A 13,935-nucleotide genomic window follows, 5' to 3' on the forward strand; every position below is an offset into this window, starting at 1 on the left:
GGATCTAATTCAAAGCTTAAATGAAAGAGCCGTGGCATAGATATGATTTTTTTTGCTGAATATCATTGCGGTATAAAAGATAATACCTATCTTTGCAGCCCCGAAAGGGAATATTTATAACCATTTTTAATTAAACATTATGTATTTAGACGCTGCTAAAAAGCAAGAAATCTTCGGCAAATACGGAAAGTCTAACACTGATACTGGCTCAGCAGAGGCTCAGATAGCTTTGTTTTCCTACCGTATTGCTCATCTGACTGAGCACCTTAAGCTCAACAGAAAGGATTATAGTACTGAAAGAGCTTTGACTATGTTGGTAGGTAAACGCCGTGCGTTGCTGAACTACCTGTACGACCGCGACATCAACCGCTACCGTGCCATCATCAAAGAACTCGGCTTGCGTAAGTAATCTACTTGCGACAAACGCATTAAGAAGCGGGAAGTTTTCTTTCGAAAACTTCCCGCTTCTTTTGTGTGCGGCAGGAACCAACAAAGACTTGTGTCTATTCCCACTTGCTCTACTTCGGCGTAGCTTACAATATACCTTACGGAGGGGGCAAAGGAGTCGTAGATAATCCTACATTTATTCTCCGTCCGACAGCTTATACCCCACTTTCGGAATAGTCGCCAGTTCAAGCCGTTTGTCTTCTACCAGATACTTCCGGAGTTTGGCTATATAGTTGTTCAGGCTTTGCTCACTGCTCTCCGTAACATAGTCTCCCCACAATTCCAGTTCAATCTGTTCACGGGTGACTGTCCTGTTCAAGTTCAGCGCCAACATCTTCAGCAGCTTACATTCAAGGGTACTCAGTTTCCGCACCGTTTCATCACCTTTCATCAACAGGCTCTCTTCTGCCTTGAGATGAAGCCTACCTACTTCAAGTCCCTTTACACGGAACGTCTTTACAAACCGCTGGATATACGCCAGTAGTTCCACAATCTCGAAAGGCTTCTTCAAGTAGGTTACAGCACCGGCTTCCAATGCCTTCATCACATTCTCGCTTTCCACATGTGATGAAACAATCAAGACTGGAGTTTCCGGCACAATCGCCTTCAATTCGGGCACAACTTCAATCCCGTTCTTCGCACCTATCTCTACATCCAGCACCATGATATCCGGCTGCATCTCTTTCACTACCATTTTGATACCCGCCAACGAAGTCTGATAATGCACTTCATATCCCGAATCTTCCAATGCCAAAGTAACGATATTCCCCAACACCATATCATCATCTACAAACAATACTTTGATTTTATCCATAACCTGCGTTTTTATTTATTATACAAGAGGTATAGTAAAAGCGAACACGCTACCTTCTCCTTCGGCACTCTTCACGGCAATCTTTCCTCCGTGTTCGTCGATGATGTATTTCGATTGCGCCAAACCTATGCCATAACCTTTCCGAATCCGTTCTTCACCACGAGGAACTTGATAGAACTGCTGAAACAACTTCTTCTGATATGCCGGGGCAATGCCCCATCCGTTGTCCTGCACAGATACCTGCAATATACGGCCTGTTACGGATAGAGTAACTTTAACAGCTACCCCGTCATCCGAATACTTCAAAGCATTCTCTACCAAGTTTCTGATGACATTCTCTATATACATGCCGTCGGCAAAGATTTTCACCCCCTCCGGCAATTCACTCACAATCTCTATGCTGTGCGGCTTGGCAGAATAGAGCACATCCATATTACTTTTCACAATCTCTGCCAGATGCAGGATGTCAATATCTTCTTTCTTCAAAACAAGCCGTTTCCTATCCTTGCGTACCGTCACCAGAAGAGATTCTATATTGCATACCAGATGCTTCACCTCCGCTTGACTGATTTCCACCGCTCTCTTCTTTGATACATTCGTTTCAGCAGATTTAAGCCATCCTAAAGTCGCCACTACACTATTCAGCGGGGTTTTCAAGTCATGTACTGTGCCGTTAATGGTATCTTCGCGCTTACGAAGCAAGATTGTTTTACGACGGATTTCCGTTAATTGGAAAAACAAGCAAAGCATAGCCATTACCATGAAGCATGCAGACAAAACTAATATCCATATCTCATTTTTAATAAAGGTTGAAATAGAAATATGCGCCTTTAACTGTACATATTGTAATCCCTTGGTCCCTATTGGGTATAATTCGGAAGAGCAATCTGGTGTTTCGCCATTCAGTCTATCTATTTTTTCTACTATTCTTTTATTACTATCCAGCAAATCAATCTCATAATACAAAAGCTTATCTTTCACTTCACATTTGAAAATACTATCGAGTTTCTGCAAATTTAAAGGAAAACCATCTTCACAAATCCAGTCTTGGGATAATTGCATAAAAGCTTCTGCCCCAGTATCTGCAACTCCCGCCTTTTTTGCCGCATCAAGATTTATAGAATCAGCTTCCATAAAGCCTAAACTATCCAATTCCTGAGGAGTCATTTCCGAAGCACGCTTAATAATCAAGCTTCGTGTTTCTTGGGGCTTTAATCCATCCCTCAAAAGTTGTCGTAGATGCAATTCCTTATCTATAACTATATGTAAGTACTCATCTATTGCAAGCCTCTTTTCATCCACATAATTATTATATAAACTAAGTACATAACCAGCTTGCAAACAAACGATTGCAATAATTGCAACAATTGCTATATAATAGGATTTCTTCATAGATATAATCAAAACTATCTACAAATATAATCAAAGCAATACATATCTTATTATAAAAAGATTATTTTTTTGTTTTAAAGGCTACCAAGTAAAATCCCGTACTTTGCAGTGAACCTAATAAACATAAGTAATGAATACAAAAAGAATAGAAAAACTATCTACAAAAGAGATGTCACAAATTAAAGGTGGAGAAAATAAAGGAAAATGGATTCTTACTTCTGAAGGATGGATTTGGATTGGGTCTCGCGATTTGGGAAGTATCCCTCCTCCTCCATCAAACCCTTAAAAGAGAAACCGGTGAATCTATTTAAATAGTACAGCCCTATTCTGTCTAAACATAGGAGCGGATGCAGAAAAGCTTATGAGTAGGATTAACTCAACATTTATATAAAAATGAAAATTTTAAACATTTTATCAGAAGGCGAAGTTTTCAATGAAGAACAGTCACAGGGCATCAAAGGTGGAAGCAATCTGCTTGCAAACGACAATGATGCTTGGTTCTGCAGTTGCTCCGGAACAGGCGACAACAGTAATGAAAGCTTAGGATGCAATTGCGATAGCGATTCCAGCATCAAGGAACAAGACAAGGACGTCAGTATCCATTAAGCATTCAAGCCTTGCCGGAAAAGGTGATTCCCTATCATTAATTATGATAGGGAATCACCTTTTAGTCCTACCAAATAACATATAAAACCGTTTCGCCCAAACATAAGGAACAACAAACAATCACCTACCATAAAAAAAGTATATGAAAAGCAGCCGTTACAACATATATCACATGCAAGATGACAAATTTTACATCTATCACCAACTGTCTTCTGCCCTAATTCAAGTAGATAAGAATCTTTTTGAAAGTTTGCGCCAATCCGATATAGCACAAATTGAAACCGACACCATAGAACAATTGAGAAAAATGGCACTAATTTGCGACACATCTGTAGAAGAATCGGATCTGATAGTGGCAATGAATAAAAAGGCCCGCTATGCCAACCAAGCAGTCAGAATGACCATAATGCCAACAATGAACTGCAACTTTAATTGCTGGTATTGCTATGAGAGTCATGAGAAAAAAGTCATGACACAAGAAAACATAGCAACAACCATTGCCTTTGCAAAGAATATCATAGAGCAGCAACGCCCCCGGCAGTTCATCATAGACTGGTTTGGAGGAGAGCCTTTGATGTGCTTTAAAAAACACGTTTACACAATATCCAAAGAGATCAAAAAAGCATGCGAGCAAAACGGCATCTCGTTCAAAAACATCATCACGACCAACGGTTATTACATCACTCCCGACATGATAACTTTATTCAATGAAATAGAATTAAATACATTTCAGATAACATTAGACGGAGCAAAAGAATTTCACAACAAGACACGCTTTATGGAGAAAGACAGAAATTCTTACGACCGCATTTGCAGAAACATCGAACTCTTGTGTGCAGGAATCAAAAGGCCGAGCCTGACCTTAAGGTTAAACTATACAAAAGAAAATATAAGTACAATTGATGACATCATCGAAACATTTCCAAAAGAGATCCGGCCACTAATAACCATATCCATGCAAGTGGTATGGCAACAGAAGCATGAAATGGAGAAAGAAATAAAGCTTATATGCCAGAAAGAAAAACTATTCAAAGCCGCCGGGTACATTATAAAAGACAGTTTCTGTGCACATACGCATTCTGCCCTTTCATGCTATGCGGAAAACATGCAACAATATGTCATCAACTATGACATGAACGTATATAAATGCACCGCCAGAGATTTCAACGACAAACGTTTCTCTATCGGGCATATCAGCGCCGATGGAGTTTTCATTCCTACTCCACTATATTATAAATACTACGCCACCCCATCTGCCTTTGAAAATGAGATATGCTTAAAATGCGAATTGTTACCATCCTGCAAATCCGCATGCATCCAAAAAAGGATAGAAGGAATGCAGGTGGCATGCAGGAAAGAGTTTATTGAATCAAACGTGAAAAACAAAGTACATACGTTAGTGAACCGGCTGAGATGAATTCTCCGGAAAAGCATGAAATTCAACAAATAAATCCTAAGGAACAATGAAAAGAATACATTTAGCCTGCCTTCTGTTTTTTTATATTTCCAGCCTGGCTGCACAACAATTCAACATAACAGGAGTTGTCTCGGACTCTGCCGATAACCCCATAGAGTTTGCCACAATAGCACTTTGGGAGATAAACAAACAAAAAATCCGGAATGGCTGCACAAGCGAAAGCAACGGAAGATTTACTCTCACAAATATTCCACAAGGGAAATATATCCTTTCCTGTCAGTTCTTAGGATACCAGACAAAGACTTTAAAAATCAAAGTAGAACAACATCTCGCCATAGACACCATCAAGCTGCAGGAAGATGCCCAGACATTGGCCGAAGTGGAAATCAAGGCAGACAGAGTGCAGCGAAAAGGCAATGGATTTATCGTCAACATGCAAAATAGCCAGCTATCCAAAGGGAAAAGCGCCATGAACACTCTGAATTTTCTACCCGGAGTCAATGTACATAACAACCAAATCTCCATCAACGGACGGGAAGGAACCATTGTATATATCAATGGCAGAGAGGTAAAGAACTCACAGGAACTACAAATGTTAGATGCGGAAACAATCAAAAACATAGAAATCATTCCGGTAGCAAATGCCGAATACAGGCTGTCGGCAAACGGCGGTATCCTCAAGATAGAAACCCGCAAGACACAAGAGGGAGGAAGCATCGTCATGTTCGGCAATCGCCTCATTACGGACAGCAAAGGTTTGAAGACGGAAATGCTAAACAACACATTCCAATACAGGAAAGGTCGTTGGAGCATTTACAATATGGTGATGGGGGGATTTGGGAATTATCATCCCCAAAACACGGAAAAGACAACTCTCCACAACAATGGCAATTCCACGAGCGGCAAGTATTATTCACGCACCCGTACCCGACTCGCATGGGCCGACATTTTCGATTTGCAATACAACATAAACGAAAGGCAGCAAATTGGAATAGACTTGTCCGTCCAGCAACTCAATGACAGTTTGTTCAAAGAATCTGCAAACAACCTATTTGTGGAGGGAGAAAAGCCCCTCAGTGCAGTCATGAATGGCAACGGCAAAAGAAAATACAACAAACTGGACGCCACGGCAAGTTATCGGAATCGGATAGACAAGAGAGGCAGTTATTTTCAAATCAAGGGTACGTACTCCTATCGGAAAGCATCGACAAACGGAATATATGACTACTCTAAAGAGAAGCTGTCATATCGGGAAACAGAATCAAACAACAGTGTCACAAAGGTGACGCAGATAGAGCCCAAAATCGTTTATCGATTTGCCAACAAAGGTACACTGGCATCGGGGCTGGCGTACACTTATCTTGATGACGATAATGACATTGCCTTTTTATCCAATGCCAGCGGACAATGGGACATCGTGCCCAACAGTGGAAAGAACTACAAAATGCGGGGAAACGACTATGCCGCATACCTCAATTACAGCCTGCCATTCCATAAAAAATGGTGGACAAGCGCCGGTTTGCGTTATCAAAAAGATGTGCTTCGATATCATGCGGAAGGAAATGCCACAATTAAAAAGAATTACCAAGGAATATATCCAACTTTCACACTTTCCTATCTACTGCAAGAGAAGAAGAAGCGAATGCTGAGCTTGTCTTACCGTCATTATCACTCACTGCCCAATTTCGGCTATTACTCTCCGGCCCGCATCATCTATTCAGACAACAGTTATGCCATTGGCAACCCTAACATAGACCATGAGCTGTTTCATCTCGCCGAACTGACTTATAGTCATAATGCCCACCTGAATATTATCTATTCATTTAAAGCCGGCAAAGATTTAATCAGAGTACTGACCTTCAAAGATAACGACAACGATATGACTACTTACACGCAACCCGTCAATGCAGGCAATGATTACTTGCACACATTGCACGTGGACTACACGATTCCCATTCGAAAATCATACCATATCCGCCTAAACGGACGGCTGAACTACGAAGACGCAAACTTCGGGAACAATACTTTCAAACAATGGTTCTACACAGCAAACGCAATACTAAACCTCCGGTTCACCCCTACTTGGGGTGGCACTTTATCCGGCAACTATTTCAGCAGGAGGAAATATGCGGATTACAAATACCAAGAAAATTATGGTATAGACATTGGCATGGATAAATCCTTCTTAAAAGGAAAGCTTTTAATCAACTTACAGGTCCACAACCTATTTACTCCTGCCAGCCGCATAACGACTGTCTCGCCTAATATACTCACTTCTTATGCACTGAACAGAAATCCCAAGACCGAGTTTATCGTCGGAGTCACTTACCGCTTCAATACAGGAAAGAAAATAAAGAATATTTCCATTATAAAAGGCAGCTCGTTCGACAAATCTTCAGCAGAACAATAAATATGATTATAACAAGCCAAATGAATTAAAATATTTCACAGTATGTGGACTACATGGTAACTATAATATAAGGCTCTACGACCATACAAAGAAATATCATTTTGTGGTTGAATCTCTAGGCTATAAAACAAAAAAAAACAATCTGAAAGAAATACCGGAAATATGGAACGACAAATCTTTCTCCGGCAACTGTAATGTATATATCCCATTAGATAAAGCGGAAGATACAAAACAAAGATACGGATAAAGGAACATTTAATGAGGCTTGAATGATATGAAATTTCCTCTTTACATACAGCACGACGCCATGCAGTGCGGCATTGCCTGCCTGCAAATGATATGCAAGTACTACGGCAAGGAATACACCCTTGCCCGTCTCTCCGAGCTATGTTTCGCCACCAATGAGGGGGTCTCCATGCTCGGCATCAGCCAGGCGGCAGAGAAGCTGGAGCTGCACACCGTCTGCGGACGTGCCACCACCGATCAATTGGGCAAAGTGCAACTGCCCTGCATCGTGTATTGGAACCAAAACCACTTCGTGATACTCTACAAAGTAAAGAAAACCCGGAAAGGCTGCCGTTATTACGTTGCCGACCCCGGCAAAGGACGAGTGGAATATACCGAAAAAGAATTCAAGGACGGTTGGCTCAGCACCCAATCCAAAGGCGAAGAAAAAGGGGTAGCCATGTTCCTCAACCCTACTCCGGCATTCGAGAGTCTGAACGATGTGGCAGAGGAACATAAAGGACAACGTTCCTTCAGTTTCCTCTTCGGCTACATCAAACAACACAAGAAGTATTTCGGACAGATTCTTCTCGGACTGATCGTGGGCTGCCTCATTCAGTTGGCAATGCCTTTCCTCACCCAGGCCATCGTCGATGTCGGCATCACCCACCAGAATCTGACGCTCATCTGGCTGATACTTTTAGGCCAGTTGGTGCTCACCATCAGTCGGACCACCGTCGATTTCATACGTCGATGGTTGTTGCTGCACATCAGCATGCGCATCAACATCTCGCTGGTATCGGATTTCTTCATCAAACTGCTGAAGCTGCCCATGTCCTTCTTCGATACCAAACTGATGGGCGACCTGCTGCAACGTATGGCCGACCATAAGCGTGTGGAACAGTTCCTTACCACACAGACTCTCTCGGTGATGTTCTCCCTGCTGAGTTTTGTCGTATTCGGCATCGTCCTGTTCTTCTATGACTGGCTGATATTCGTCCTTTTCCTCGGTGGCAGTATCCTCTACGGGGGGTGGATAGCCATGTTCCTAAGCCGCCGCAAAGTATTGGACTACGAACTGTTCGAGAAACAGGCCGTGAACAACACCAAGACCTACCAATTCATCACCTCCATGCAAGAAATCAAGCTACAGGATTGTGAACAACGCCGCCGGTGGGAGTGGGAAGATGTGCAAGCCGATCTCTTCGACGTGCAGATGAAAAGTTTGAAACTGCAACAGCAGCAGGAGGCGGGGAGCATCTTCATCAATGAAGCAAAGAATATCGTCATCACCGTAGTGGCGGCCGCAGCCGTGATACAAGGCAGCATGACACTGGGTATGATGCTTGCCGTGCAATACATCATCGGGCAGCTCAACAGCCCCGTAGAACAGTTGATGAAGTTCCTCTATTCCTTGCAGGATGTCAAGATAAGCCTGGAACGTATCAACGAAATTCACAACATAAGGAATGAAGAAAGCCCGGAACGGCGACTGACAGTTCTTAACAAAGAGGACAAGGACCTGAAATTCGAGAATGTCAGCTTCAAATACGACCCGCATAACCCGCAGTGGACATTGGAGGGGATAAACTTCACCATTCCCTATGGAAAGACCACCGCCATAGTAGGTGCATCCGGCAGCGGAAAAACCACACTACTGAAACTGATGTTGGGGTATTACCCCGTGCCGCAGGGCGAGGTCAAGATAGGAAATACCAACCTCGACCATTTTGACTTGAAGTGGTGGCGCCGCCAGTGCGGAGTAGTGATGCAAGACGGGGTTATCTTCTCTGAAAACATCGGCCAAAACATAGCCGTGGATGACGGGGAGATGAGCTTCGACCGTTTGAAGCGTGCCGTAGAACTGGCCAATGTCAAGACATTCGTCGAAAGAATGCCGCTGAAGTACAGCACACAAATAGGACCGGACGGCGTAGGCTTGAGCCAAGGGCAGAAACAGCGTATTCTCATAGCACGCGCCATCTACAAGAATCCGCAATACATATTCCTGGACGAAGCCACCAATGCGCTTGATGCCGAAAATGAACGTGTCATCGTGGAAAACCTGCATGACTTCTACTTGGGACGTACCGTAGTCGTAGTGGCACACCGCCTCAGCACGGTGAAGGATGCTGACCAGATTATCGTCATGGACAAAGGGCGCATTGTAGAAACAGGAGATCACGCCTCGCTCATCCGGAAACAAGGCGCTTACTACAACTTAGTAAAAAATCAGCTGGAATTAGGAAACTAAAAGCATAGGAGAATAAGTTATGACTGAATATGACAACATAGAACTGCGCAGCGAGAAAGTACGGAATATCATCGGCAGAGTACCTCCCGAGTTGGCTACAGGTGGCACTGTCTATATTGCCTTCCTGCTCTTCGTCCTTTTCATTGCAGCCGCAATCATTCCCTATCCCGAAAACATACGCACCGGGATTATCGTGACATACAAAGATAGGCAGCATATTCAAGCGGAAGCTTATATCCCCTACCGCTTCATCAACCGGATAGAAGACGGTACAGATATTATCGTGGAAATGGAGGGATTCACCGCCCAAAGATATGGCTACAACAGTGGGGTAATTGAAGCGGTAGAAGACAGCCTCATCAGCCGGAACGGTACTAATTATTTTCGTGCATATCTTACTCTGAAAGTTCCCTTTAAGTATGATGTAAAATGGAATATGCAAGGCGTCGCCACGATTACAATCTCGGACAAGAGTATCCTTCAATATATGTTAGGAAAGTAGCCGAGTAGCCCGAATGACTGACAGCCGGTAATACCAACATTCAACTTTTTACCTTCATATTGTTGCACCAACTCAAAGTTTATCTTATTTTTGCGGTTTAACAGCTATAAATTATAACCTTTAGACTGAAAACACTATCATTATGGATACAAGTAAGATTGTAGGAGAAAAAATCAAGTCACTCCGCGAAAGCCAATCCATCAGCATGGAAGAGTTGGCGCAACGTTCAGGACTCGCCATCGAGCAGATTGAACGTATCGAGAACAATATAGATCTTCCGTCATTGGCTCCACTGATTAAAATAGCCCGTGTATTAGGCGTGCGCCTCGGTACTTTCCTGGACGACCAGGATGAGATGGGGCCGGTGGTATGCCGCAAGAAAGAAGCGCAAGACAGCATCAGCTTCTCCAACAACGCCATCCATAGCCGCAAGCACATGGAATATCATTCCCTCTCCAAGTCCAAGGCCGACCGTCACATGGAACCGTTCATCATCGACGTGTCTCCTACGGATGATACGGACTTTGTTCTCTCTTCACACGAAGGAGAGGAATTCATCATGGTTATGGAAGGTGTAATGGAAATCAGCTACGGTAAACACACCTATCTGCTTGAAGAAGGAGACAGCATTTACTACGACTCCATCGTTCCGCACCATGTACACGCCTACGAGGGACAGGCAGCAAAAATACTTGCAGTGATTTATACACCCATTTAATTGTGAGTTTTGAATTTTGAATGATGAATGACCCTGCGGTATGATAGCGCAGCAATTCATCATTCAAAATCCAAAATTCAAAATTCCCAAACATCATGTTATACGAAAGAACGCTCGGCCAATGGCTGGAACATTGGGCAGAAACTACACCTGACAAAGAATACATTGTTTACTCGGACCGTAATCTCCGCTTTACATGGAGCCAGTTCAACCACCGGGTGGACGACATGGCAAAAGGACTTATCGCCATCGGAGTGAAACGGGGAACACACGTCGGCATCTGGGCCGCAAACGTGCCCGACTGGCTGACTCTTCTTTATGCCTGCGCCAAGATAGGTGCCGTCTATGTAACGGTAAACACAAACTATAAACAAGCCGAACTGGAATATTTGTGCGAAAACTCGGACATGCATACTTTGTGCATCGTCAACGGCGAGAAAGACAGTGACTTCGTACAGATGACTTACACCATGCTTCCGGAACTCAAGACCTGCGAACGCGGACATCTGAAAAGCGAACGCTTCCCTTATATGAAAAATGTCATTTATGTGGGACAGGAGAAGCATCGGGGCATGTACAATACAGCCGAAATACTGCTCTTGGGCGACAACGTGGAAGACAGCCGCCTGGATGAGCTCAAAAGCCAGGTGACCTGCCACGACGTGGCAAACATGCAATACACCTCCGGTACTACAGGATTCCCCAAGGGGGTAATGCTGACACACCATAACATTACCAACAACGGTTATCTGACGGGTGAACACATGAAGTTCACCGCCGATGACAAGCTATGTGTCTGCGTGCCGCTGTTCCACTGTTTCGGTGTGGTACTCGCTACCATGAACTGCCTGACACACGGTTGTACAGAGGTGATGGTAGAGCGTTTCGACCCACTGGTCGTATTGGCCTCCATCCACAAAGAGCGCTGTACGGCACTCTACGGCGTGCCTACCATGTTCATAGCCGAGCTGAACCACCCGATGTTCGAAATGTTCGACATGTCCAGCCTGCGCACCGGCATCATGGCAGGTTCTCTCTGCCCCGTGGAACTGATGAAACAGGTAGAAGAGAAGATGTACATGAAAGTCACCAGTGTTTACGGTCTGACCGAAGCCTCCCCCGGCATGACCGCCACCCGCATAGACGACCCGTTTGATGTGCGCTGCAATACAGTGGGACGTGATTTCGAATATACGGAAGTGAAAGTCATCGATCCGGAAACCGGAGAAGAATGTCCTGATGGAGTACAGGGTGAAATGTGTAACCGCGGATACAATACCATGAAAGGATACTATAAAAATCCGCAGGCCACTGCCGAAGTGATAGACAAAAACGGCTTTTTGCATTCCGGTGATTTGGGCATAAAGGATGAGGACGGCAATTACCGTATCACAGGACGCATCAAGGACATGATTATCCGTGGCGGAGAAAATATCTATCCCCGTGAAATTGAAGAATTCCTTTATAAGCTTGAGGGGGTAAAAGATGTCCAGGTAGCCGGTATTCCTTCCAAGAAATACGGTGAAGCCGTAGGCGCTTTCATCATCCTGCATGAAGGAGTGGATATGCACGAGTCGGATGTGCGCGACTTCTGCATCGGTAAAATATCACGCTACAAGATTCCCAAATACATTTTCTTCATCAAGGAATTCCCCATGACCGGAAGCGGAAAGATTCAGAAATTCAAACTGAAGGACCTGGGATTGCAACTTTGCAAGGAACAGGGAATCGAAATTATATAAAGCCCCAATAAAGGCTCGGAACACAAATTACACGAATTACACAAACCATACCTTTTAATGACTATTGATAATCAGCGATTGTCCGGTCCGTTTCTTTGCGTAACTTGTGTAATTTGCGTTCTTCCATCAGCATTGATACACCTTCGTTAAACTTCACTCCTTTTCCGGATACTTCATATTCTCCTCTTTCATCTGCTCCAATACCTCATGCAGATATTTGGCAGATTCCCATTTTGCCATAGGCAGGTCGTGAAGCAGGTAATTGCCGCAGTCTTGCGGAGCGGCACCGGGAACCTCCCCTTCATACTCGGCCACGAAACGGAAAGTGTCCTGCATCAGGGAAACGATATCCTGCGGCTGCAGGTCACCTTTCATCAGCAGATAGTTACCGGTAAGGCACCCCATAGGCCCCCAATAAATGATCTTGTCCTGCCACTGCGGTTCATTGCGCAGATAAGTGGCAGCCAGGTGTTCGATGGTATGCAGAGCACCTTGTCCCAAAGCCGGTTCACGGTTGGGCTCTTTCATGCGAATATCAAAAGTGGTGATAACTTCTCCGTTCACTTCATCCTTACGTGATACGTAAATACCGCGCGACAGGCGGATGTGGTCAATTGTAAAACTGGGAATCTTCTTCATGATCTATAGTTTGATTGTTTTAAAAATTAATTTATCGACTCCGGCAAGGTGGAAAGGAAGGTCCATGTCGTAAGAAATGAACGTTCCGCCATTATTCCCCAGAAATCAGCATATTGGGCGGAATGGTCTTCCACACCCGGCGTATCACTGATGATACGGAAACTCAGACAAGGAATGCCGTAGAGATAGCAGGTCTGCGCAATGGCAGCGGACTCCATATCGACGGCAAGGCCGGCAGGGAAACGCTGTTTGATGGCATCCAGTTCGGTCCGGTCGGTAATAAACTGATCGCCGGTACAGATCAGCCCGCTATGGATACGGCTTTCCAGTCCGGCATCGTTCAACGACAAAGCATGCTTCAGCAAGGAAGGGCATCCTTCATAGGCGGCAGGAAACCCCTGTACCTGTCCGTACTCGTTACCATCCCCACACCAGACATCATGGTAAACCAGCCGTTCGCTCACCACTACGTCCGTCACCTTCAGGCAAGCGTCAATGCCGCCTGCCACACCGGTGCTGATGATACAATCCGGAGAAAAACGCCGTATCAACTCCGTAGTTCCTACCGCTGCACTTACCTTTCCGATGCCGCATTGTGTAAGTATCACCCGGTTGGCACCCAACACACCTTCCACATAACGGAAACCACCGTCATCCCTCTCTCTCTTCTCCTGCAAACGCCCCGCCAGCTGGCGGTGTTCACTGTCCATCGCACTGATAATGCCTATCGTCATTTTACAGATTTATGATTTACAATTTATGATTTTTA

The 13,935-nt window shown here is 44.4% G+C and carries 13 protein-coding genes; 9 read left to right on the top strand and 4 right to left on the bottom strand.

The genetic code is table 11. The features are described from left to right. Positions 1-139 precede the first annotated feature (139 nt). Positions 140-409, top strand: a complete 270-nt coding sequence (gene rpsO, locus HMPREF9446_RS08510) for a 30S ribosomal protein S15 (RefSeq protein ID WP_009125179.1) — start codon at positions 140-142, stop codon at positions 407-409. Positions 410-583: 174 nt separating this feature from the next. Here the strand turns inward: rpsO and HMPREF9446_RS08515 are convergent, their stop codons facing one another. Then, positions 584-1,261: a response regulator transcription factor gene (locus HMPREF9446_RS08515; RefSeq protein WP_009125180.1), complete on the bottom strand. Its 678-nt coding sequence runs from the start codon at positions 1,259-1,261 to the stop codon at positions 584-586. A gap of 18 nt (positions 1,262-1,279) precedes the next feature. After that, positions 1,280-2,653: a sensor histidine kinase gene (locus tag HMPREF9446_RS08520; RefSeq protein WP_009125181.1), complete on the bottom strand. Its 1,374-nt coding sequence runs from the start codon at positions 2,651-2,653 to the stop codon at positions 1,280-1,282. Between the two features lie 130 nt (positions 2,654-2,783). On the opposite strand from HMPREF9446_RS08520, the gene HMPREF9446_RS18685 reads away from it, so the two are divergent. From HMPREF9446_RS18685 to HMPREF9446_RS08555, 8 genes are all read left to right on the top strand, one after another. Beyond that, the gene (locus HMPREF9446_RS18685) at positions 2,784-2,939 is read left to right on the top strand and encodes a bacteriocin (protein WP_009125182.1); all 156 of its coding nucleotides are present in this window, start codon (positions 2,784-2,786) and stop codon (positions 2,937-2,939) included. Positions 2,940-3,046: 107 nt separating this feature from the next. Beyond that, positions 3,047-3,259, top strand: a complete 213-nt coding sequence (locus HMPREF9446_RS08525; protein WP_009125183.1) for a hypothetical protein — start codon at positions 3,047-3,049, stop codon at positions 3,257-3,259. 142 nt (positions 3,260-3,401) lie between these two features. Further along, positions 3,402-4,676, top strand: a complete 1,275-nt coding sequence (locus tag HMPREF9446_RS08530) for a radical SAM/SPASM domain-containing protein (protein ID WP_039968830.1) — start codon at positions 3,402-3,404, stop codon at positions 4,674-4,676. Between the two features lie 46 nt (positions 4,677-4,722). Further along, on the top strand, positions 4,723-7,086 hold the full coding sequence (locus HMPREF9446_RS08535; RefSeq protein ID WP_009125185.1) for an outer membrane beta-barrel protein: 2,364 nt from the start codon (positions 4,723-4,725) through the stop codon (positions 7,084-7,086). 274 nt (positions 7,087-7,360) lie between these two features. Continuing rightward, the gene (locus tag HMPREF9446_RS08540; RefSeq protein WP_009125187.1) at positions 7,361-9,565 is read left to right on the top strand and encodes a peptidase domain-containing ABC transporter; all 2,205 of its coding nucleotides are present in this window, start codon (positions 7,361-7,363) and stop codon (positions 9,563-9,565) included. A 19-nt stretch (positions 9,566-9,584) separates the two neighbouring features. Next, positions 9,585-10,067 (top strand): hypothetical protein, encoded by a 483-nt coding sequence (locus HMPREF9446_RS08545; RefSeq protein WP_009125188.1) that lies wholly within the window; start codon positions 9,585-9,587, stop codon positions 10,065-10,067. 142 nt (positions 10,068-10,209) lie between these two features. Beyond that, complete coding sequence (locus tag HMPREF9446_RS08550) at positions 10,210-10,785, top strand: helix-turn-helix domain-containing protein (protein ID WP_009125189.1); 576 nt, start codon at positions 10,210-10,212, stop codon at positions 10,783-10,785. 95 nt (positions 10,786-10,880) lie between these two features. After that, positions 10,881-12,527, top strand: coding sequence for an AMP-binding protein (locus HMPREF9446_RS08555; protein WP_009125190.1), 1,647 nt, complete (start codon positions 10,881-10,883; stop codon positions 12,525-12,527). Positions 12,528-12,680: 153 nt separating this feature from the next. Here HMPREF9446_RS08555 and HMPREF9446_RS08560 read toward each other — a convergent pair whose 3' ends face one another. Then, entirely contained in the window at positions 12,681-13,166 is a 486-nt protein-coding gene (locus HMPREF9446_RS08560) for an S-ribosylhomocysteine lyase (RefSeq protein WP_009125191.1), read from the bottom strand. Between the two features lie 26 nt (positions 13,167-13,192). Beyond that, positions 13,193-13,900: a 5'-methylthioadenosine/adenosylhomocysteine nucleosidase gene (locus HMPREF9446_RS08565; protein ID WP_009125192.1), complete on the bottom strand. Its 708-nt coding sequence runs from the start codon at positions 13,898-13,900 to the stop codon at positions 13,193-13,195. Positions 13,901-13,935 lie beyond the last annotated feature (35 nt).

Origin of the sequence: Bacteroides fluxus YIT 12057, from assembly GCF_000195635.1 — a bacterium.
GTDB lineage: Bacteria > Bacteroidota > Bacteroidia > Bacteroidales > Bacteroidaceae > Bacteroides > Bacteroides fluxus.